Source organism: Serratia sp. YWN4 (assembly GCF_055790845.1).
On sequence record NZ_CM147696.1, the window covers coordinates 3,834,422 to 3,857,383 of the forward strand.

Here is a 22,962-nt window from a genome sequence, read left to right on the forward strand (position 1 = left end):
GGTGTGTATGGGTATTATGGGCATTGCTCATCATGCTTTGGCTGACGGAGATCGGCACCAGTGGCACTTACTTAAACCGAACGCTGCTCACGGCTCTGGTCGTTCTGCTGTTAGTAACTCTTGCGTTTATCTACAAAATCCCAAGGATGAATAAAATGCTGTCATTCAATAAACAGAAAAAATCCACCAGTGAGTCAACTGCACCAGAGGTGATTGACCAACCTGCGGCATCACAGGCGATGATGCAATCTGAATCCACGGCGCAAAATGACGTTGCTGATGCCATCAAACCGATCCGGGCCAAGAAAGACACCTTTGTCTCTAATGGTGCTCAGTTCACTGGCGTTATCGAAGGTGACGGCAATATCATTATCGAAGGCAAGGTGGAAGGGAACATCATCTGTATGCACATGGTGCGTATTGAGAACAGCGGCAATGTTAAAGGCGAGATCCGCGCGCAGCAGATCATGATCAACGGTTCGGTTGAAGGCCGTTGCTACGCCGACTCGCTGTCGATTCAGCCTAAAGGCAGCATGCGTGGGGATATTTTTGCCGACGAAATCTCGATCGAGAAAGGCGGCGTGTTTATCGGCCAGTCACAGCTGATGCAGAAAGCGCAGCCTGCGGTTCAAACCAAAGTCACGCCGTTGAAAACCGCGCTTAGCTCCGCTGAACCCGAAAACCAGCCAGAACCATCAAACAAGCAAGCCAAATAAAACCGCCATCAACCATACCGGCCAGTGATGTAATCCTCAGTACGGCGCTGGCGCGGTGAGGTGAAAATACCATCGGTATGGTTATATTCCACCAGTCGCCCCTGGTGGATAAACGCCGTATAGTCCGAAACCCGCGCAGCCTGCTGCATATTGTGCGTCACCAGCACCACGCTGTAGCGCTGTTTCAGGGCAGAAATCAGCTCTTCGATGGTGAGCGTGGAGATCGGATCCAGCGCCGAGGTCGGTTCATCCAACAGCAGCACTTCCGGTTCAATCGCGATCGCACGAGCAATCACCAGGCGCTGCTGCTGGCCGCTGGACAGGCGGAACGCGTTCTCACGCAGGCGATCTTTCACCTCATGCCACAATGCCGCCGCCCGCAGGGAGCGTTCTACCGCTTCATCCAGAATCCGCCGCTCGCGGATCCCTTGCAGCCGCAGGCCGTAAACCACGTTCTCGTAGATGGATTTCGGGAACGGATTTGGTCGCTGAAACACCATCCCAACGCGCCGCCGCAGCGCGGCCACCTCAACTTGGGGGCCAGAAATAATTTCGCCGTTAAGCCGCAACTCACCTTCGATCCGGCAATCGTCCACCAGATCGTTCATGCGGTTAAAACAGCGCAACAGCGTTGATTTCCCGCAGCCGGAAGGCCCGATCAGCGCCGTGACGCGATGCTTCGGAATACGCAGGGAAACATCGTGCAGCACCTGCTTGGCACCGTAAAACAGATTCAGGCCGCTCACCGCCAGTGCGGTATCCTCATCCGCAAGATGTTGAACATCCAGCCGCGGTAAACTGCCCGGCATCATCAAACCCATTGTGCGCTCCCCAAAGTATCCACCTTACGCCAGCGAATTATTGTGACCATGCTTTATACCGCTCCCGCAGCGAATGGCGAATCCCCATCGCCGCCAGATTAAGCCCCACCACAATCAGCACCAGCAGCAGCGCCGTCGCGAACACCAACGGCCTCGCCGCCTCTACGCTGGGGCTCTGAAAAGCCATGTCGTAGATCTGGAAGCTGAGGTGCATGAATTTCCGCTCCAAGTGCAGATAGGGGAAAATATCGTCCACCGGCAGCACCGGCACCGACTTCACCACGCCCACCAGCATCAGCGGCGCCGTTTCCCCTGCGGCACGCGCCACGGCCAGGATCAAGCCGGTCATCATCGCCGGTGCCGCCATCGGCAACACAATGTGCCACAGCGTTTCCGCACGGGTCGCACCCAGTGCCAGCGATCCCTGACGCAGCGCGGCGGGAATACGTGACAGCCCTTCTTCGGTGGCCACGATCACCACCGGTAACGTCAGCAAGGCCAGCGTCAGCGCCGCCCACAGCACGCCGGGCGTGCCAAACGTCGGGTTCGGCAGCGATGCCGGATAAAACAGCTGGTCGAGGGTGCCGCCGATCATATACACGAAAAAGCCAAGACCAAATACGCCGTAAACGATCGAAGGAACACCGGCCAGGTTGACCACGGAAATGCGGATCAGCCGCGTCAGAAGGTTATTACCGGCATACTCATGCAGATAGAGCGCGGCAATGACGCCAAACGGCATCACCACGATCGACATCAGGATCACCATCAGCACGGTGCCGAAAATCGCCGGGAACACGCCCCCTTCGGTGTTGGCCTCGCGCGGGCTGTCGGTCAGGAACTTTTGTACCTGATCGGCCCAGTGTGCCAGTTTCTGCCCGCTGCCCATGGCGTTCGGATACCAGGCATCACGCACCTGGCTCAGCGGAATAGTATGAATTTGCCCATGCATGTCGCGTAACAATAAGGCAGAACGCTCCAGATCGCGGTTCAGCCCCTGCAATTTGTCGGCCAGTTGCCGATACTGGCGCTGCAATTCCAGCCTTTCGGCGCGGATCGAGGCCTGCAAACGCTCATCTAGCTGATGATCATGCAGCAGGCCTTTCTCGCGCAGGCGCAGGCTTTCAAATTGTTGGTTGATACGCGCCATGTCGCGGAACTGAATCTCGTGCGCCTGACGGGAAAGCGCAGCAATCTGCGGCAGGCGCTGTTGCAACGCCTGGCCGAGATCGCGCCCGGTTAGCGGTTGGCCGTCCTCCAGCATTCCGGCCAGATAGCCGTAGGCAGTGCCATTAGTATTGCGCTCCAGCACCAGCACATCAGGCGGCGCGGTTTGTTGGCGCACATCGCTGGCCAGTAAGGTACGGAAATCCTGCCCTTCGATTCCACGGTTGCCCACCTTGATCAGATAGCGGGTAAAGCTTTGCGCCTCTCCCGCAGGCAGTGCAACGCCGGAGTCCTGCAATTGGCGGCGTGAAAGCGTCTGTTGCTGATAAAGCTCACCGAGCACCGTCACCGATCCTGCGGCAGTTTGGTTCAATTCGAACTGGTAAACCGGGCTGGGCCAGAAATAGCGCATCCCCTGCCCGGCCAACAGCAGCAAAATGCCGATCAGCGCCAACAGGCTGACTGCCACCGATGCGGCCGTCAGCCAAATCCAAGGGGAGCCGCTGCTAATCCACTTTCTCATGGCGTCTCCTGATTCAGCGTATAACGCTCACGCAGGCGTAAGCGCACGGCTTCGGCCAAGGTGTTAAACATAAAGGTAAAGATGAACAGCACCAGTGCGGTCAGGAACAGCACGCGATAATGGCTGCTGCCAACCACCGCCTCTGGCATTTCAATGGCAATATTGGCGGCCAGCGCACGCAAGCCCTGGAACAGGCTACCGTCGATAATCGGCGTATTGCCGGTGGCCATCAGTACGATCATGGTTTCCCCTACCGCACGGCCAAAGCCAATCATCAGGGCTGAAAATATCCCGGCGCTGGCAGAAGGTAACACTACGCCAACCACGGTTTGCCACTGGGTAGCTCCCAATGCCAGCGAACCCCGGCTGAGCGCGGTAGGCACGCTGAACAGGGCATCTTCCGCCAGCGAGAAAATAATCGGCACCAGCGCAAACCCCATCGCGACGCCGACCACCAGCGCATTGCGCTGATCGTAACCCTCACCCAGCCGGTAATGCAGCGGTTCACCGAACAGTTGCCACTCCAGCCATGGCCCAACGGCAAATGCCAGCCAAACGGTCAACAGCACCAGCGGCAGCAACAGCAGTAAGTCCATCCCCGGCGCCAAACGGCGCGGGGCAAACTGGTTGACAAGCCAGCCGCAGATCAGCACCACCACCGCCAGCAAAAACGGCAAAGCCAGTATCGCCAGCAGATAATTTTCCAGCAGCGGTGCCAGCCAGATACCAGCGACCAGCCCAATCACCACCGTCGGCAACGCGCCCATCACTTCCACCGCCGGTTTCACCACGCGCCGCAGCCCGGCCGACATAAAACAAGCGGTATAAATCGCCCCGGCCAAGGCCAGCGGCACGGCAAACAGCATGGAATAGCCTGCCGCCTTGAAGGTGCCGAAGATCACCGGCATCAGGCTGAATTTGGCCTGATAGCTGTCCTCCCCCGAGGTGGATTGCCAAACGTAAGCAGGCTCAGGGTAATTTTCATACCACACCCGCTGCCACAGCGAGCGCCAGGTGACGTCGGGATAAGGGTTATCCACGGCGTAATGTTGCCAACCCTGGGGTGTTTCAAGCAGCAGGCCATCGCCACGCGGCGCGAATGCCATCTGCTGCACATCGCCGGGCAATTTAGTATTCAACAACGGCTGCGGCTGAATGCTGGAAAACAGCGCAAATGCCCCACCCGGCTGCCATGAGGCAAACACCCGGCGATAGGGCTCAGTAACCAGCAGTTCATTAGGCAACGCCCGGTGTTCAAATTGCTGTATCGGCGTTAGTTGGCGTTGCTGATTCTTTTCTACCTCGAACCACTCATGCAAACTGCCATCCCCCGCGCGGATCAACAGAGCGCTGCCACCGGGTAACAGCGTCAGGTGATAAGGCGGGTGTTCGCCAAGAATTCGCGTCTCGCGCAACGATAGCTGCGCTCCCTCAATCTGATAGCGGGCCAGCTGATTGCCGGTCAGTAAATAGAGCTGGCGGCCATCCGGCGTCAACAACAGCTGCTGCGCGGCAGCATTCAGTTGCAGTTGCGTCTGCTGTGCAGGCGCTGAAGGGCTGAAACGGCCAAACAGTAAGCGATGATCGTCGGTGACTGCCGCCAACAGGGTGACCCCTCCACGCGCTTCGGCCAGCGCCAGCAGCGCCAACGGTTGCCCTTGGGGATCAAAAGCCACGGGTTGCTGGCCTAACGGAAAGCGCCATTGCGGTTCGCTACCATCGATGGGGGCAAAATCGGCCTGGGTTACCGTCACGCGGCCATCAGCCTGTGCCAAGGCAAACAGATCGCGCTCACCTACCGCCCGCGCCAGTAATACCGGTTTACTCAGCAGGGTTTGTTGCGCTAACGCTTGCCCAGCGCTGGCATCACCTTGCGCCACCAGGCGATAAAAACGGCCTTCGCCCTGTTGGTCAATGCGGTAACCGATGCGCTGCTGCACATCCATGCCAATCACCCAGGCAGGGGATGCGTTAACGATCGGCAACGGACGTGCAACCCCGACGGAAACCGGTTTGAACAGCGGCAATACCGAGAGCAGCAGATAGACAAAAATCAGCATCAGCGTCATCAGCACCAGCAATCCGGTAGCGGTGACAGCGCCCTGCACGCCACGATCGACGAACGCCCGCAAACCATCGCGGGGATGTTGATGTACCCTTATCTGTGCCATGTCTCTCGCCGTCGGCTCCGTTTGCTGGCTTGCACCCTAAGATAACCGGGCATCTTATGTCAGTTTTGTGACGTTTGCATGACAAAAATTCCGGGCGTTATTCCTTGGCGTAGCCGGGTATGCAGTACAAGCGGAGGGCCACAAGCCCGTAGATATGTTGGACATTCCGGCTGATCTCTCGCAATAATGAATAAGACACTGGGCGGTGTCCCGAGTCCTTTTCTAAAATTGAACTGGAGTGGCAATGGGTCAGGAAAAGCTCTACATCGACAAAGAATTAAGCTGGTTATCCTTTAATGAACGCGTATTGCAGGAAGCCGCAGATAAGAGCAATCCCCTGATTGAGCGCATGCGGTTTCTGGGCATTTACTCCAATAACCTTGATGAGTTCTATAAAGTCCGCTTTGCCGAGCTGAAACGGCGCATCTTAATCAGCGAAGAACAGGGTTCGGGCGGTATGCCGCGCCATTTGCTGAAAAAAATCCAGGCCAAGGTGTTAAAAACCGATCAGGAATTCGACGGTCTGTACAACGATCTGCTGCTGGAAATGGCGCGCAATCAAATCTTCCTGATCAACGAACGCCAGGTGTCCGAAAACCAACAAATCTGGCTGAAGCAATATTTTAAACAGCACCTTCGGCCGCACATCACGCCGATCCTGATCAATCATGACACCAATCTGGTGCAGTTCCTGAAAGATGATTACACCTATCTGGCGGTGGAGATTATTCGCGGCACACGCATTGATTATGCGCTGCTGGAGATCCCGTCCGACAAGGTGCCACGCTTCGTCAATCTGCCGCCGGAAGCGCCGCGCCGCCGCAAACCAATGATCCTGCTGGACAATATTCTGCGTTATTGCCTGGACGAAATTTTCAAAGGCTTCTTCGATTACGACACCCTCAACGCCTATTCGATGAAAATGACGCGCGACGCGGAATACGATCTGGTCACCGAGATGGAATCCAGCCTGCTGGAACTGATGTCGTCGAGCCTGAAACAGCGCCTGACCGCCGAGCCGGTGCGCTTCGTTTACCAGCGCGACATGCCGAACGAGATGGTGGAATTACTGCGCAACAAGCTGGGCATTTCCAACTACGATTCAGTGATCGCCGGTGGCCGCTACCACAATTTCAAAGACTTCATCAGCTTCCCCAACGTCGGCAAAGCCAATCTGGTCAACCGCCCGCTGCCGCGCCTGCGCCATATCTGGTTTGATAAATTCCGCAACGGCTTCGACGCCATCCGCGAACAAGACGTGCTGCTGTACTACCCGTACCACACCTTCGAGCACGTGCTGGAACTGCTGCGCCAGGCGTCGTTCGACCCTAGCGTGCTGGCGATCAAAATCAACATTTACCGAGTGGCGAAAGACTCGCGCATCATTGAATCGATGATCCATGCGGCGCACAACGGCAAGAAAGTCACGGTGGTGGTCGAGTTGCAGGCGCGCTTTGACGAAGAGGCCAACATCCACTGGGCCAAGCGGCTGACGGAAGCCGGGGTGCACGTCATCTTCTCTGCGCCAGGGCTTAAAATCCACGCCAAACTGTTCCTGATCTCACGCCGTGAAGGCGAGGATATTGTGCGCTATGCTCATATAGGCACCGGTAACTTTAACGAGAAAACCGCCCGTATTTACACCGACTACTCGCTGCTGACCGCCGATTCACGCATCACCAACGAAGTTCGTCGGGTCTTCAACTTCATTGAAAACCCATACCGGCCGGTCACCTTCGACAATCTGATGGTGTCACCGCAGAACTCCCGCCGGATGCTGTATGAACTGATCGATCGCGAAATCGTCAACGCCCAGGCCGGAGAAAACGCCGGTATTATGTTGAAAGTGAATAATTTGGTGGATAAGGGGCTGGTGGATCGGTTATATACCGCAGCCGCAGCCGGAGTGAAAATCCGCCTGCTGGTACGCGGAATGTGCTCATTGATCCCCAACCTGCCGGGAGTCAGTGACAATATTCAGGTGATCAGCATCGTAGACCGCTACCTGGAACACGACCGGGTCTACGTTTTCGACAACAAAGGTGACAAACGGGTGTATCTCTCATCCGCCGATTGGATGACCCGAAATATAGATTACCGCATCGAAGTGGCGGTATCGCTGTTAGACCCCACGCTGAAACAGCGCGTTCTGGATATTCTGGAGATCCTGTTCAGCGATACGGTCAAGGCCCGTTATATCGATAAAGAACTTAGCAACCAGTATGTGCCACGCGGCAACCGCCGCAAGGTGCGCGCGCAGGTGGCTATTTATGAGTATTTAAAAGCTCTGGAACAACCAGGAAAGTAGGCCAGCAACTATGCCGCTAAAAAGCACTACAGCCAACAAACCGCAGGAAATCGCTGCTATCGACCTTGGATCGAACAGCTTCCACATGGTGATCGCTCGCGTCGTGAATGGCGCTTTACAGGTATTGGGCCGTTTAAAACAGCGGGTACACCTCGCCGATGGATTGGACAGTAACAATGTGCTCAGCGAAGAGGCCATCGAGCGCGGCCTGGCCTGCCTGGCGCTGTTTGCCGAACGGCTGCAAGGGTTCCCGGCCGATAACGTCACCATCGTCGGCACGCATACTTTGCGTCAGGCGGTGAATGCGGAAGTGTTCTTGAAACGAGCGGCCAAGGTGATCCCTTATCCGATCGAGATTATCGCCGGTCAGGAAGAAGCGCGTTTAATCTTTATGGGCGTGGAACACACCCAGCCGGAGAAAGGCCGTAAACTGGTGATCGACATCGGCGGCGGTTCCACCGAACTGGTGATTGGCGAAGATTTCGAACCGCTGCTGGCAGAAAGCCGTCGCATGGGCTGTGTCAGCTTCGCGCAGCAGTTTTTCCCTAACGGGGAAATCAGTAAAACCAACTTCAAACGGGCACGGCTGGCCGCAGCGCAAAAGCTGGAAACCTTAGCCTGGCAATACCGTATTCAAGGCTGGCAATACGCGCTGGGCGCCTCTGGTACTATCAAAGCGGCCCATGAAGTGCTGGTGGCGATGGGCGAAAAAGACGGCCTGATCACGCTGGATCGCCTGGAGATGCTGGCAGAGCAGGTTTTACAGTTTAAAAACTTCAGCGCACTGAGCCTGCCGGGGCTGGCGGAAGATCGCCAATCGGTATTCGTGCCGGGGCTGGCTATTCTGTGCGGCGTGTTCGATGCGCTGGCGATCCGCGATCTGCGCCTTTCCGACGGTGCGCTGCGTGAAGGCGTGCTGTATGAGATGGAAGGTCGCTTCCGCCATCAGGATATTCGCAGCCGCACGGCCACCAGCCTGGCGGATCACTACAATATCGATCGTGAGCAGGCTAAACGCGTGCTGGACACCACGGAACTGCTGTACGCCCAATGGATGGCGCAAAACACCAAGCTGGTGCAGCCGCAGTTGGAAGCCCTGCTGAGATGGGCCGCCATGCTGCATGAGGTTGGGCTGAGCATCAACCACAGCGGTATGCATCGCCATTCGGCCTACATCCTGCAAAATACCAACCTGCCCGGCTTCAACCAGGAACAACAGTGGTTACTGGCAGCCTTGGTGCGCTGCCACCGCAAAGCGATCAAACTTGAAGAGTTGCCACGGCTGAATCTGTTCAAGAAAAAATACTATCTGCCGCTGATCCAGCTACTGCGTTTGAGCACCCTGCTCAACAATCAGCGTCAATCCACCACTACGCCAGAAACATTGCGCCTGGTGACCGACGATAACCATTGGACGCTGCGCTTCCCAGCCGGTTATCTGGCGCAGAACAACCTGGTGCAATTGGATTTTGAGCGTGAACAAGCTTATTGGAATGATGTGGTAGGTTGGCAGTTGATGATCGAAGAAGAAAGCGAGCAGGACGAACAGCGTTCGGCATGAGGGCAAAGTATCACCCTCTTCTTGAACTCCCGCTCATAATGGCGTGCCGTTTCCAGCGCTGGTGATTGCTAGCTTCACGAAGCGGGGCCGTATAATGGTAATGTTCAGCGGTGGTCACCGCATCGCTGAACATTACCACACGCGGAAGACTAAACTAGCTACTCCATTGAACGTACAACGAAAAAATCCTGCGAAATTCTGGCCCCTTTATCCACCTTTTGCACATCGTGAACAAACCAGGCATATATTTCTGGTGGCGCACTGTCATCAGGCAAAGGTTGTGGTTGCTCCTGATAGGCTGCATGTGCGTAATCAAGGAATTTCTTCGCCCTTCTTAGCGCGGGCTTATACACCTCGGGTGCAATATAGAGACGTTTATCATTCGGATGTCTTTCCAAGTCGTTTTGCATATCCAGTGCAGCACTGCGGATATCATCCAGCCAACCCCAGTTTTTTTGCAAAATATCACGTTCACTCTGTAACCGATCGGCACTCTGTCGCGCCTGTGGTGTAATGCCCAACAATCCTGCTGAGGCTGCAGCGGAAGACATAATCTGCCCGCGCTGTTCTTCATATTTTTGGCATTGGCTACGATATTGATAAAATTGCCTGCCCAGCCAGTCAATATAGCTATCCAGATGCGCATTTTGCGCGCCAACGCTGAGTGTTTTTTGGGGAATAGCCTGCTGATAGATTTTTACCCACTGTCCAACCGACTTACGCTCGACAGCATCCTGCATCAGGAAATAGCTTGCGACCGTTTCAGAGCGCTGCCGTAATGTCTGAAAGTCAGGAAAAGGAACACCTGCCATGGTTGCCACACGGTACATTCGGTGTAGCGCTACCCGACACAGTTCTGCACTCGGCTTCTGTTCATCCGGCTTCAGCCCCCCGCCCACATCCTCAGCACAACCAGGCAATAGTTCCTCTTGGTGTTTTTCCTTATTCCCCCCCAACCGATAGAGACAACGCCAGACCCGCGTTTCATGAGCGGCCACCAGATGCAACGCATTCTTGACTGCATCTGGCAGTGCCGAACGCTGGTCAATCGCTTTTTCACCCAATAAGTCACTGACCCCTCTTACTGGCCCTCCGAATGTGGAAACAAAATAATCCAATCCATTGTTACTGCTGGCAGGAGTGTAGCGGCTACAGTCAAACAAACCGGTAAAGATGACCTCAACCGCAATACCCTGATAGGTATATTTGTCACCTTGCTTTTCGCATATATCTTCAAGCAAGGTGTCGATAAATTTACGTGCCAAGGTCGCACCAAGATCAAAACCGAATAGGGAAATGGAGATCAGTTTGATTGGGACCTGACTATTGGATTTCGCTCGTTCAAAGAAACGTTCAAATCGCAATTTTGCTGAGGCTATCCGAGTATCTACGCCCGTTACTAATATATCTGCAATAGTAGGGTTATCACGCAGCCAAGGAGTAGCCTCTATACTGACTCGCCTCGCCGCATTTTTAGCACTATCGGCCAGGAGCTTTTTCCACTCAGCGGGACTGATGAGTTTTCTCCCCTGCTCTTTCAATACCTCAAACCAATCAGCCCCCTTGAATAACTCTATGCCTGCGTCTTTAGCCATTTCACCCGGTTGGTTTTTTAAATCATCCAGTGCGGTGCTCTGTGCGCCATCCATAATGGTATGAATTTTCTCAGTCATCTCTTCATTAAATGGCGTACCGAGTCCGGAAATATAGAATGCATCGTAATTTTCACAAGACGTATTTTGCTGCGGCACAGGAAACGCCCTAAACAAACGGGCAATATTACTAAGACGCTGCTCTGATGCATCCTGCTCAATATTGCGGTGTACTCCATCAAAAAAGAAGCCAACATGCCATGTTCGCGAACAGTTCCCCAACCCCGCATCCTCCGCCTGTTGTGCACGATTTGTGGCGGAAATAAGGCTTTCAATATCCATTATTTGTGCTCCGGCTTGACAGTTTTACCTTGGGTGTCAGGATGCTTTTCATAGGGTGACCATGCATTATCACTCCACCCCAGTAGGACTTTATCTCCAGGCAGAAAATGTACGTGCAAATCATTTCCCCCCCACTTTCGCTCTGGCAACGGCATAATAACTTTGCGAGTTTCAAGGCGCATACCTTTAAGATACTGCTCATGGGTAATATCGAGAGTCCAAATAACTTCCGCAGTATCGCCGCTGATACTGCCGCAGCAGGTCGCTTTCCCCCCCCCTGTCGAGTAAGGATTTTCTTTATATGCAAACGCATTAGCCCCTGCAACGCCATTTACGCTAAACCCCAAAATCGGGCGGTCAATCTCACTATGGATAATCAGCGTGACAGGGCCGGTTGGTGGCCCCCAGATCGACGCCCAGATAAGCCAGCCACACCATACAACGGCAGACAATAGCAACCCGCCCCAAATCCGTTTGCCCCAACGGGCATAACCACGGGTCACTGCGCCATCAATCTTTTCCAGTTGGGTAAACAATCCCATATCTTTCTCGCTTTCCTGTAGTTATTTATCTACTGCCAACAAGTTAACAATACAAACCAGCACCCCATTAACACTTCATTTATAAACGTCAATCGGACTTTCTTGGATTATTGCGGCGAGCACCATCAAACAAACCAACGAACCAAGTCCGGGAACAATTTCCCAGCCCCGCATCCTCTACCTGTTGCGCACGGTTCGCAGCGGAAACAAGGCTTTCAATATCCACGGTTATTGCTCCTTTAAGTTAGGGGAATAGGTCAAATCAGGAATATTCTCTGCCTTTGGATGAATAAAACCAGCCCCCCACCATAAACAAACTTTATCCCCCGGTAGAAAATAAACATGCAGATAGTTTTCTTCCCATTTCCTTTCTGGCAATGGCATAACAACCTTGCGAGTTTCAAGGCGCATACCTTTAAGATACTGCTCATGGGTAATATCGAGAGTCCAAATAACCTCCGCCATATCACCGCTGATACTGCCGCAACAGGTTGCCCCACCTCCTCCATGAGCAAACGCATTAGCCCCTGCCACACCATTTACGCTAAACCCCAAAATTGGGCGGTCAATCTCACTGTGAATAATCAACGTGACAGGGCCGGTTGGTGGCCCCCAGATCGATGCCCAGATAAGCCAGCCACACCACACAACAACGGACAATAGCACCCCACCCCAAATCCGTTTGCCCCAACGGGCATAACCACGGGTCACCGCACCATCAATCTTTTCCAGCTGGGTAAACAATCCCATGTTTTTCTCGCTTTCCTGTGGCTTTCAGCATCCATTATTTATGCCCCAGCTCACCTGTTTTACCTTGGGTGTCAGGATGTTTTTCATAAGGTGACCATGCATTATCACTCCACCCCAGCAGGACTTTATCTCCAGGCAGAAAATGTACGTGCAAGTCATTTTCTCCCCACTTCCTTTCTGACAGTGGCATAACAACCTTGCGAGTTTCTGTACGCAGTCCAGCATCATACTGAGCACGAGTAGTACTTAACGTCCAAATAACCTCCGCCGTATCACCGCTAATACTGCCGCAACAGGTTGCACCGCCTCCTCCATGAGCAAACGCATTAGAACCCGCCACGCCATTGACGCTAAACCCCAAAATTGGGCGATCAATCTCACTGTGAATAATCAGCGTGACAGGGCCGGTTGGTGGCCCCCAGATCGACGCCCAGATAAGCCAGCCACACCACACAACAACAGACAATAGCAACCCGCCCCAAATCCGTTTGCCCCAACGGGCATAACCACGGGTCATCGCACCATCAATCTTTTCCAGCTGGGTAAACAATCCCATGTTTTTCTCGCTTTCCTGTGGCTTTCAGCATCCATTATTTATGCCCCAGTTCACCTATTTTACCTTCGGTGTCAGGATGTTTTTCATAAGGTGACCATGCATTATCACTCCACCCCAGCAGGACTTTATCTCCAGGCAGAAAATGTACGTGCAAGTCATTTTCTCCCCACTTCCTTTCTGGCAGTGGCATAACAGCCTTGCGAGTTTCTGTACGAAGCCCAGCATTATACTGAGCACGTGTGGTACTTAACGTCCAAATAACTTCTGCCGTATCTCCGCTAATACTGCCGCAACAGGTTGCTTTCCCCCCACTTGTCGAGTAAGGATTTTCTTTATATGCAAACGCATTAGCCCCTGCCACACCATTGACGCTAAACCCCAAAATCGGGCGGTCAATCTCACTGTGAATAATCAGCGTAACAGGGCCGGTTGGTGGCCCCCAGATCGACGCCCAGATAAGCCAGCCACACCAGACAACGACAGACAATAGCAACCCGCCCCGAATCCGTTTGCCCCAGCGGGCATAACCACAGGTCACTGCGCCATCAATCTTTTCCAGTTGGGTAAACAATCCCATATCTTTTTCGCTTCTCTGCGGCTATTTATCTACTGCCAACAAGCTAGCAATACAAACCAACGTGCCATTCCCAGCCCCGTATTCTGCCTGTTGTGCACAGCTTGTGGCGAAAGTAAGGCTTTCAATATCCACGGCTATTGCTCTTTTGAATTAACAGGCCTGGTTATATCCAGCATATCTTCAGCTTTGGGGCTAATAACCCCAGTTCCCCACCATAAGCGAACTTTATCCCCTAGTAGAAAATAGGTATGCAGGTAGTTTTCGCCCCATTTCCTTTCAGGCATTGGCATAACAACCTTGCGAGTTTCAAGGCGCATACCTTTAAGATACTGCTCATGAGTAATATCGAGAGTCCAAATAACTTGTGCAGTATTACCGCTAATACTGCCGCAACAGGTTGACTTCCCCGGTCCAGAAGCATATGGATTCGTTTTGTCATGTGCAAAAGAGTTAGCACCTGCCACACCATTGACGCTAAACCCCAAAATTGGGCGGTCAATCTCACTGTGAATAATCAGCGTGACAGGGCCGGTTGGTGGCCCCCAGATCGACGCCCAGATAAGCCAGCCACACCAGACGACGACAGACAATAGCAACCCGCCCCAAATCCGTTTGCCCCAACGGGCATAACCACGGGTCACCGCACCATCAATCTTTTCCAGCTGGGTAAACAATCCCATGTTTTTCTCGCTTTCCTGTGGCTTTCAACATCCATTATTTATGCCCCAGCTCACCTGCTTTACCTTGGGTGTCAGGATGTTTTTCATAAGGTGACCATGCATTATCACTCCACCCCAGCAGGACTTTATCTCCATGCAGAAAATGTACGTGCAAGTCATTTTCTCCCCACTTCCTTTCTGGCAGTGGCATAACAACCTTGCGAGTTTCAAGGCGCATACCTTTAAGATACTGCTCATGGGTAATATCGAGAGTCCAAATAACTTCCGCTTTATCACCGCTAATACTGCCGCAACAGGTTGCACCGCCTCCTCCATGAGCAAACGCATTAGCCCCTGCCACACCATTGACGCTAAACCCCAAAATTGGGCGGTCAATCTCACTGTGAATAATCAGCGTGACAGGGCCGGTTGGTGGCCCCCAGATCGATGCCCAGATAAGCCAGCCACACCACACAACAACGGACAATAGCACCCCACCCCAAATCCGTTTGCCCCAACGGGCATAACCACGGGTTACTACGCCATCAATCTTTTCCAGTTGGGTAAACAATCCCATGTATTTCTCTATATCCTGCCGTTATTAGGCTGAGTAATCAGTCAGGACCTTTGCCAATGTGGTTTTTCCTTGGCTGACTTTTTGCAGTGGCTCCTGCATCTCTTCTGACTCAAGTACCCTCTTGCCACCATTAAGGTAATAAAGTGCATAAAGTTTGCGGTCTGGCCCCGCGTCTAAACCGGCTGCTTGAGCTTTATTCAGCGCCTTAATCACCATATCGCGCTGAGCACAGGACGGAAAATGCTGGCTCGTAGGCATCTTCTGCCACTGTGCCAATACCGTACTGACCTCCGGTTTGTCCGCAATCTGTTGCCAGATTTCCTCATTAAGCCTAACGGTACGCTCTCTAGCATTTTCTACGGTCGATGGCATCAAGGTGACCGGCTGCCAGTTTCCCTCTATGGGCGTCCACCACTGAGCAATGTCTTTAAACAGGAAGTAATGCCATTCCTGTTCATGACATTGCACCAGTGTATTCAGCACATGACGACTATAAAAACGGATTAGCGCCGTACTCTTATCGGGGCAAATAATCGTACAGGCGTTTGAAAGCTGTATCGCCAGGGAACCCAGTAAACGAGGGGAAACAATAACGCCGACGATGCCGGGGGTGTTTTTCAGATATTCGCCGATCTGATCTTTATTCTCCAGCGCAAACAACCAAGGCCCGTAAGTTCTGGCATCGGTGAGTTGGGGGTGGAGAAATAGTGATGACATGGCCGATGAATGCGCAGTATAAAACGCCTGAAACCCTTCAGATGCTTGTGCTCCACCTTCAATCAATAAATAGAGATGGCAATCGTCTGTTTGAGGTATGGCCTGAAGTAATGCCGTTATATCCATCTGTTATGCTCCCTGCACCACGGCATCGTTCGCTTTTATAGCGTTAAGTAAACACTCAATGCAGACCTTCTTCTGAAGCGGAGGATACTGACCGGGAAGCAGCGGCACGTTGATCGGCATATCCGCCGCCCCCATCTTCGCCGTGCGTTTCACCTTACGCACATACTGCGCCGTGGTGCCGTATTCAATCTTACCCATCTCGATTTTCACATAGCTGCCGCCGCCAATCAGCGTGATGCGCTTCTTACCGGCAAACGAGATATCATCCGCTGAGCTTAGGGTAAGTTTCTTCTCCGCAAACAGCCGCAGATTGCCGTTCTGCGCCTGCATCTCTATCGGCCCTTCACCGGCTTTCAGGCTCAATTGCCCACTTCTGGCAAACAGCCCCAACTGGTCACCGGCAAGGGCGGTCATATTGCCCATCACGCCAACGCTGATATCCCCCCCAGCATTGATAGCCACGTTTTTACTGGCGGCAAGCTGTAAGTGCTCACCGCTGGTCACCGCTATCCCCTGCGGTGCCGAGAAATGCAGGGTGTCATTCAGCGGCTTCAGCCGCTGCTCAAACATGGCTATCTGGCTGTCGATATCCGCTTTCAGCGCTTCGGCCTGTTCGGCGGCAGCGTTGAGTTGCTGTATCTGGCGTAAGCAGATGTCAATTTCCTTCAGCGCAGTCGCCATGTCCAGCACCTCACCCTGCGCCTTGGCCTGCCCGTCGGCGCTGATAAACATCCCTTCCGCGACACGTATTACGCCGTATTCATCGGTGCGCAGTTCAAAGCCTTTCCCGCGCGGTTTATCCTGCGCATCCACCAGATGACCGGTGTTTAGCTGGCTCTTGCCAAATTCCGTGGCGAGCTTGATATGCTCTTCATTGCGCTTATCCTCCATCCGCAGTTTGCCGTTGGCAGGAGTACGCAAGACGTTGCGGGTGTGGTTGTCGCGGGTGACGTGGTCTGGGTGTGCAGAATCGTGCAGCGCATGGGCGATGTACGGCAAATCGATATCGCCATTGTGGTAAGCGATGGCCACTTCCACGCCAGCGATCAATGGGGTATGCCAGCCGTAAACCTCACCGGCATAAGGCTTCGCCTGCCGCAACCACAGGTAGGCATAGCCCTGTTCGCGGTCGTCACGATCAAAATCCAGCTTCACCCGATAACGGCCCTGTTCATCCAGCCAGGCGTAGGTATCGCGCTGCTCGCGGCTTTCGATGCGGGCAGGCAGGGTGCCGTGGATTTGCGGGCGCGGGCATTCCGGGGGGCGATAGCCGAAACGTTCGGTATAGGGCATGCCCCACAGCGACACATGCAGGCGGGAATCACGCGAAGCGCGGAAGGTGGCAAGGGTGATAACCATCCCCTCTTGCAATGCGCGGATCACCTTTCCCTGCGGCTCCAACACTTGCCCTGGCGTGAGGTGGGAAGCGTTGCTGAACAGATGCAGGCGGCTGGCGTTATTCAGCTCACGTTCATGGTAGAGCCGGGCATAGAACGCCCCGCTTTCTGCTTCTGGCTCCAGAGCGCCGTCATCACCCGCTTCACGGTACGGGGCCGCATAACGGTAATGCTCGCCGGTAGTCGCCGCTTCACTGCGTACACGTACTTGCGCATCCAGCGGGGTGCTGGCGGTGCGGTAGTTGTAATCACGCGTATTGACCCCGCCCGTAACCGCACGGTGCCAGGTGCGCACGCCCCACACCGACTCTTCCGCACCATCGAACAGGCCAGCGGGTTCACGGTAGGGCAGTTGTACATCAAACTGATACTGGAGCGGGTGGTCGGCAAACAACAGCTTTTCCTGCTCGGTCGCCGCCTGCATCTCGGAGCGGAACCAGATACCCACTTCCGCAAGAATGCGCTGGATAAACTGCAAATCCGTTTCACGCCATTGGGTAATCAGTTCACGCGGCGGATAGGCACATTCCAGCCGAAACTCAAAGTCCGGGCCTTCAAGGCCGTGCGCGCGTAATACCTGCTCCACCACCTCCGGCACCGACTGGTTCTAGTAAATCGCACAACGGCGAGTGCGGGAAAGCAGCGCCAAACGGGATTCTAGTACAACACGATAGTGCGACTGGTCGGCAGAGGTGGAAAGCTACTCAAACCCGGTGATGATGCCGTGCACTACCTTGCCGCTGCGCATCCGCAGGCTGGCGTACTTCATCAGCACCTGGTCAGGCGAAATATCGGCCTGCGGGGTGGTGAATTCAATATTCCAGCTAAAGGGTGCGCTTAGGGCTTCACGCCCGCGAAAACACAGGATATCCGGTTTGACCGGGCTGTCGTTGATATTTAGGGTATAGCGGGATAGAGAAGAACCGAACATTGCCGCAGTGCTGTCCATAGAGCTGCCACCTGTTATTCCATTATGCGCCAGAGTATAACCTTATATTCCAGGCAGTTGATTGTAGGGTGCCGGTTTTATAAACACAATAAATTCAGGTAAGATTGCATCAAAGGTCAGTACGTTATAGACGCACATTGATTTTTGTCGGATACGCCAATAGACCTTGGCAAGACACGCCTATTTCATCTTGGATGGCAGATTTTGGAGGTCAGTACCCGCCTCGAACGATCTGCCACCCATTTTGGCTAACTTATATGATTACCGGTAACGGTTAAGCTTGCACTATTGCTAGCCACCTGAAAATCAGGCTGTTAATTGTAAGATTAGTGAATATCTTGCTCTTCCTCACCCGGCAGCACCAACGACTCCAGCAACTGTGGCTTACCGATGAAATAACCCTGCATATAATCCACACCCAGGCTTTTCAGCACATCGCGCTGTTCCGCTGTTTCTACATATTCCGCCACAATCGATAACCGCTGCATCAGCGCAACTTTACAGATTGACGAAATAATCTGGTAATCCACCTTATTGGTCAGCATACCGCGCACAAAACTGCCATCGATCTTCAGCGTATCCACATGCAGCTCTTTCAGGCGATCGTAGGTGGCGTAGCCAGTACCGAAATCATCCAACGCAATGCGGCATCCCAATTGACGCAGCTCTTTTAACGAGCTTTTGGCATATTTCACATCCTGCACCAGATGAGACTCCGTCACTTCCAGCACCAGTTGATAAGGCTCAATCTGGTACTGTTGCAGCGCATCGCGCACGTCCTGACACAGGCTCGGGCGGCACAGCGAAGAGGGGGAAAGATTCACGGCAAAACGCGCGCTGGGCATAGCTTCCCGGTTCTGATCCATAAACTGCAACGTATGGCGCAGCACCCACAGGTCCAACTGATAGGCCAGGCCAAACTCATGGATCACCGGCATAAACTCACTCGGGGGCACAATGCTGTCGTCGTCATCCAACATCCGCAGCAAAATCTCGTGATAAGTATCGCCACGCACGCCAACAATCGGCTGTGCCATCAGCACAAAGCTGTCGTTATCCAGTGAACGCTGTACCCAATGCAGCAAGGCGACCTTGCGTTTGATCTCCTCCTGCGCGACATGGTGATCGTTCTGCACGTTCTCCGCCCGGCCGCTAGTCAGCGACATTTCCGCCAGCAAGCTCAACTCCCCCAGCAGCAAATGCAAATGCGCCACTTCCGAGTACACGCCGCAATAGCTGATACCCAGCGGTGGATGAATCGGCAGGCCATTCCACACCAGGCGGAATTTCTCCAGCGTACTCTGGATCATGGCCACCTTGGCTTCGGCGTTAGAACCGTTCAGCCGCAGCACCAGATCGTATCCCGGCAGATGATAGACATCCTCCCCTTCTTCCAATACCGTGCGCAACGTGCCAGCCAACTTCTGCTTGAAGCGGATGCGCAGTTGCATACCGTAGTTACGGCTGAGCAAGTCCAACTCGGAGATGCGCAAAAAACAGAGGGTAGAACGCGGTGTTTTCGCCAAATCGCGCTTCAGCGCCCGCAGGTTGGGCAAACCGATCACCGGATCCTTCAGCGAAGCGCTCTGCGCTTTGGCATGATCCATCCGCTGGCGGGTATGTATCGCCGAAGTCAGCAGAATACTGAGCGTAAACGCCAGCAGCATCGAAGAGATCATCGTCAGGTTATGTAACAGATTGCTCCACTGCACGTAGCCTGGATAATTAAAGAACAGCACCATCAGGGTCGCAGCCCAGATAATGCCATTGAACTGGTAGCCAAAACGCATGGCGCTGTACAACATCACGGGTAACAGCAATGTCAGACTGTAATCCGGCACTTGCAGAACATTGGTGTCCGCCGTGTGATAAGCCAGAATAAAGACCAGTATGCTCAACACCACAAACCACAGTTGCAGCTCACTCTTTTTAACCCCCGGCGCGATCTGCCGGCAGATACGCCCCCACAGCACCTTGGCAAAGCGGGGGTTTTTAATGATCCGCAAAACAAAATAGAACAGCTGCATGGACGAGAGGCAACCGATCAGTACCGCCTGAAAATTAACCAACGTATGCAGATTGATACCGTTTCCCGGCATCATACCGAGCTCATCAGGCAACAGATCAAGACCGATAATTAACTTCAGGCCGAAGATAAATAGCACCGAGGGCATCATCACCAGCCAGATAAGCCGATGCTTGCCGAGTTTCAGCTCAGAGAAACCCGCGCACCAGCGGCGCTGAGACAGGCAACGATAGCCCCACCAGCAAATGCTCAGGCATGCCAGATAGAACAGGGCCATGATCACCGTGAGATCAGCCCCAGCACGATCGGAATAGCGAATAATAATCGCCAGACCAATGCCTGGCAGGGCGCGCCAGTCATAGACCATCAGCAAAGAAAAGCAGGCCGCCAAAGGTAAATAGATCAGATAGACCTTACCTTCAGGCAGTATAAGGCGCGGCGATAACCAGCCGGCAACAGGCAACACCAGCAGGCTCAGCACAATAGGCTGCCCCCACCAATGATCGCGTAAATTAATCCAGAACTTCAAAATACCCATCAAGACACTGTATCCGCTAATGCGTGATTCATTTCACCGCTTAAGCATAATTTAAATCGCAGAGAAGAGTTAGATCCGATCCAACTCCGGAACCATTCATAAAGCCGGGCTGAGTCTCGATGACTCAACATCAAGAATGGCCGGGTATTCTATTCACTGCGATAGCTCAAGATTTGACCATAATCAATTAATAAGAGAAAAGGTTAATAAAAGTTCGTCAAGCATTTTATCCTGCTGATAATAACCTATTAATACTCAACAAAAAATCAAACAATATCTCAACAGAGCCTAAATGCGCGATTCAATGAAATGGAAATAAATAGACATCTTTTGTCATCACCGCATAGAATCACAGCATTAACCAATTGAATATCAATAACTAAATACATTTAAAAACTAACCACAACAGGTACTGACACATTCGGGTGATAATATGAGAAGAAAACCGACCGGACTCATGACCAAGATCGTCTTACTAATAAGCTTTATCATTTTAGTTAGCCGTCTGTTGTATGCTGCCATCGTCGCCATTCCCCATCATCAGGAAAAAAGCATGACGCCACTGCCGCAGAACCCTAAAATCAGCTTGTATAATCAGTGAGTTCTCATTCAGCACTGCGACAATATCTCCCCTTTTCATCACCGTGGAAACGAATAATTAAGCCGTCTGCCATACATTCAGACCTCTTACTTATTCTTCACTTCCAGGCTGATTTCACAAAAATGACGCCCACCGACGCTATGCTCTATCTTGTAAAGATAGCCGTAAAGGAACCGCATGTACCCAGTCAGCGTTAAGGAATACCATGTCCACCGCAACGCATAACGTAAAAAAGGTCGCTGAATACCGTCAGCGTATCCTGAATCTGCTGTTAAATAACAAAGGGTTGATTGACAGCATTCTCGGCCGTTCAGGGGATGAAAAAGAACTCAGCCAAAACGAGCTGTTGAATCACACGGCCGAAATTACCCAACTGTTGAAAGGCATGCACGCCGCCGATCTGGCTGACCTGCTGGAGGCATTGCCACAAGACCAACGTCTGGCGCTGTGGCGATTGGTGGATACCACCAAACGTGGCCAGACGCTGGTCGAAGTGGCAGAGCCGGTTTGGGACAGCCTGATCGAAGAGATGAGCGATAAAGACCTGCTCAAAGCGCTCAAAACGCTGGATGTCGATGAACAGGCCTATCTGGCGCAGTACCTGCCACGTAACCTGATGGGCCGCCTGCTCACCTCGCTTGAGCCGAATGAACGCACACAAGTGCGGGAAATGGTGCACTACGGCAAGGATACCGTTGGCTGGATGATGGATTTCGAACTGATTACGGTCCGCCCGGACGTTTCACTTGGCACCGTCCACCGTTTTCTGCGCCAGCGTAAAACCATCCCAGACGCTACCGACAAACTGTTCGTCACCGATCGCAAAAATACGCTGTTAGGCGAATTACCGCTGACGGCGGTGTTGCTCAACGATCCGCAAACGCTGGTTTCTCAGCTGATGGACAGCGATCCCACCACCTTCCAGCCGGAAGATAAGGCCGAAGCCGCGGCCAGCGCTTTCGAACGTTATGACCTGATCAGCGCCCCGGTGGTGGATGCCAAAGGCAAACTGATGGCGCGCCTGACCATCGAAGAAGTCGTTGACGCGGTCAACGAGGAAAGTGATAACACTCTGCGTCGGATGGGGGGGTTAAGCCCGGATGAAGACGTGTTCGCCCCGGTCGGCAAAGCGGTGAAAACCCGCTGGGCCTGGTTGGCGATCAACCTGTGCACCGCCTTTATCGCTTCGCGCGTCATTGGCCTGTTCGAGCACACCATTTCGCAACTGGTGGCGCTGGCTGCCCTGATGCCGATCGTCGCCGGTATCGGTGGCAATACCGGTAACCAGACGATTACCATGATCGTGCGGGCGCTGGCGCTGCATCAGATTGAAGTCGGCAATATCTCACGGCTGCTGCTCAGAGAGTTGGGCGTTGCGGTGATCAACGGCTTCGTCTGGGGCGGCATCATGGGGTTAGTCACCTACCTGCTGTATGACGATCTGGCAATGGGCGCCGTGATGACGCTGGCCATGATGCTGAACCTGCTGGTCGCAGCGCTGATGGGGGTAGTGATACCGATGACCATGCTCAAGCTGGGGCGCGATCCGGCGGTGGGTTCCAGCGTGTTGATTACCGCGCTGACCGATACCGGGGGGTTCTTTATTTTCCTTGGTCTGGCCACTATTTTCCTGCTTTAATAGCCGACAGCCAGCACAAGTGCTGGCTGTCAACAAACTCGCCAATACGTTACTTAATATCATTCATTCAATAGGCATTCGTCACACACTGTACTAACCTCTTGTTA

Annotated in this window: 18 protein-coding genes and 1 pseudogene; 5 read left to right on the top strand and 14 right to left on the bottom strand. The window is 53.3% G+C overall.

Features of this window, described 5'->3' with window-relative positions:
- The first annotated feature begins 155 nt into the window (after positions 1–155).
- On the top strand, positions 156–716 hold the full coding sequence (locus tag ACX9GT_RS17990) for a bactofilin family protein (RefSeq protein ID WP_473188043.1): 561 nt from the start codon (positions 156–158) through the stop codon (positions 714–716).
- 8 nt (positions 717–724) lie between these two features.
- On the opposite strand, the gene pstB is transcribed toward ACX9GT_RS17990, so the two are convergent.
- From pstB to ACX9GT_RS18005, 3 genes are read right to left on the bottom strand one after another with little or no spacing between them, the layout of a single operon-like run.
- The gene (pstB, locus tag ACX9GT_RS17995) at positions 725–1,537 is read right to left on the bottom strand and encodes a phosphate ABC transporter ATP-binding protein PstB (protein ID WP_473188044.1); all 813 of its coding nucleotides are present in this window, start codon (positions 1,535–1,537) and stop codon (positions 725–727) included.
- Positions 1,538–1,574: 37 nt separating this feature from the next.
- Complete coding sequence (gene pstA, locus ACX9GT_RS18000) at positions 1,575–3,227, bottom strand: phosphate ABC transporter permease PstA (RefSeq protein WP_473188045.1); 1,653 nt, start codon at positions 3,225–3,227, stop codon at positions 1,575–1,577.
- Entirely contained in the window at positions 3,224–5,398 is a 2,175-nt protein-coding gene (locus ACX9GT_RS18005; protein WP_473188046.1) for an ABC transporter permease subunit, read from the bottom strand. The genes pstA and ACX9GT_RS18005 overlap by 4 nt, the downstream gene beginning before the upstream one ends.
- Positions 5,399–5,642: 244 nt before the next feature.
- Between ACX9GT_RS18005 and ppk1 the strand changes: the two genes are divergently transcribed.
- Complete coding sequence (ppk1, locus tag ACX9GT_RS18010; RefSeq protein ID WP_473188047.1) at positions 5,643–7,706, top strand: polyphosphate kinase 1; 2,064 nt, start codon at positions 5,643–5,645, stop codon at positions 7,704–7,706.
- 10 nt (positions 7,707–7,716) lie between these two features.
- A complete protein-coding gene (gene ppx / locus ACX9GT_RS18015) occupies positions 7,717–9,267 on the top strand; it encodes an exopolyphosphatase (RefSeq protein WP_473188048.1) in 1,551 nt (516 codons plus the stop codon).
- Positions 9,268–9,425: 158 nt separating this feature from the next.
- Here the strand turns inward: ppx and ACX9GT_RS18020 are convergent, their stop codons facing one another.
- The 11 genes and pseudogenes from ACX9GT_RS18020 to ACX9GT_RS18070 all read right to left on the bottom strand — a co-directional run bounded on the left by ACX9GT_RS18020 (position 9,426) and on the right by ACX9GT_RS18070 (position 20,615).
- Positions 9,426–11,201: a DUF2235 domain-containing protein gene (locus ACX9GT_RS18020; protein WP_473188049.1), complete on the bottom strand. Its 1,776-nt coding sequence runs from the start codon at positions 11,199–11,201 to the stop codon at positions 9,426–9,428.
- Positions 11,201–11,743 carry a DUF3304 domain-containing protein gene (locus ACX9GT_RS18025; RefSeq protein WP_473188050.1) on the bottom strand — a complete coding sequence of 181 codons (543 nt, stop codon included), beginning with the start codon at positions 11,741–11,743 and terminating at the stop codon, positions 11,201–11,203. Before ACX9GT_RS18025 ends, ACX9GT_RS18020 begins: the two co-directional genes overlap by 1 nt.
- 88 nt (positions 11,744–11,831) lie before the next feature.
- Positions 11,832–11,969 carry a hypothetical protein gene (locus tag ACX9GT_RS18030; RefSeq protein WP_473188051.1) on the bottom strand — a complete coding sequence of 46 codons (138 nt, stop codon included), beginning with the start codon at positions 11,967–11,969 and terminating at the stop codon, positions 11,832–11,834.
- A gap of 2 nt (positions 11,970–11,971) precedes the next feature.
- Entirely contained in the window at positions 11,972–12,493 is a 522-nt protein-coding gene (locus ACX9GT_RS18035) for a DUF3304 domain-containing protein (RefSeq protein WP_473188052.1), read from the bottom strand.
- A gap of 34 nt (positions 12,494–12,527) precedes the next feature.
- The gene (locus ACX9GT_RS18040) at positions 12,528–13,049 is read right to left on the bottom strand and encodes a DUF3304 domain-containing protein (RefSeq protein WP_473188053.1); all 522 of its coding nucleotides are present in this window, start codon (positions 13,047–13,049) and stop codon (positions 12,528–12,530) included.
- A 34-nt stretch (positions 13,050–13,083) separates the two neighbouring features.
- Positions 13,084–13,626 (bottom strand): DUF3304 domain-containing protein, encoded by a 543-nt coding sequence (locus ACX9GT_RS18045; RefSeq protein ID WP_473188054.1) that lies wholly within the window; start codon positions 13,624–13,626, stop codon positions 13,084–13,086.
- Between the two features lie 134 nt (positions 13,627–13,760).
- On the bottom strand, positions 13,761–14,306 hold the full coding sequence (locus ACX9GT_RS18050) for a DUF3304 domain-containing protein (protein ID WP_473188055.1): 546 nt from the start codon (positions 14,304–14,306) through the stop codon (positions 13,761–13,763).
- A gap of 34 nt (positions 14,307–14,340) precedes the next feature.
- A complete protein-coding gene (locus tag ACX9GT_RS18055) occupies positions 14,341–14,862 on the bottom strand; it encodes a DUF3304 domain-containing protein (protein WP_473188056.1) in 522 nt (173 codons plus the stop codon).
- 24 nt (positions 14,863–14,886) lie between these two features.
- Positions 14,887–15,705, bottom strand: a complete 819-nt coding sequence (locus ACX9GT_RS18060; RefSeq protein WP_473188057.1) for a DUF4123 domain-containing protein — start codon at positions 15,703–15,705, stop codon at positions 14,887–14,889.
- 3 nt (positions 15,706–15,708) lie between these two features.
- Positions 15,709–18,051: pseudogene (locus ACX9GT_RS18065) on the bottom strand (type VI secretion system Vgr family protein).
- A gap of 326 nt (positions 18,052–18,377) precedes the next feature.
- Complete coding sequence (locus tag ACX9GT_RS18070) at positions 18,378–20,615, bottom strand: sensor domain-containing phosphodiesterase (RefSeq protein WP_473188058.1); 2,238 nt, start codon at positions 20,613–20,615, stop codon at positions 18,378–18,380.
- 433 nt (positions 20,616–21,048) lie between these two features.
- On the opposite strand from ACX9GT_RS18070, the gene ACX9GT_RS18075 reads away from it, so the two are divergent.
- Positions 21,049–21,216: a YfgG family protein gene (locus ACX9GT_RS18075; RefSeq protein WP_473188059.1), complete on the top strand. Its 168-nt coding sequence runs from the start codon at positions 21,049–21,051 to the stop codon at positions 21,214–21,216.
- Between the two features lie 205 nt (positions 21,217–21,421).
- On the top strand, positions 21,422–22,855 hold the full coding sequence (gene mgtE / locus ACX9GT_RS18080; protein ID WP_473188060.1) for a magnesium transporter: 1,434 nt from the start codon (positions 21,422–21,424) through the stop codon (positions 22,853–22,855).
- Positions 22,856–22,962: the final 107 nt, after the last annotated feature.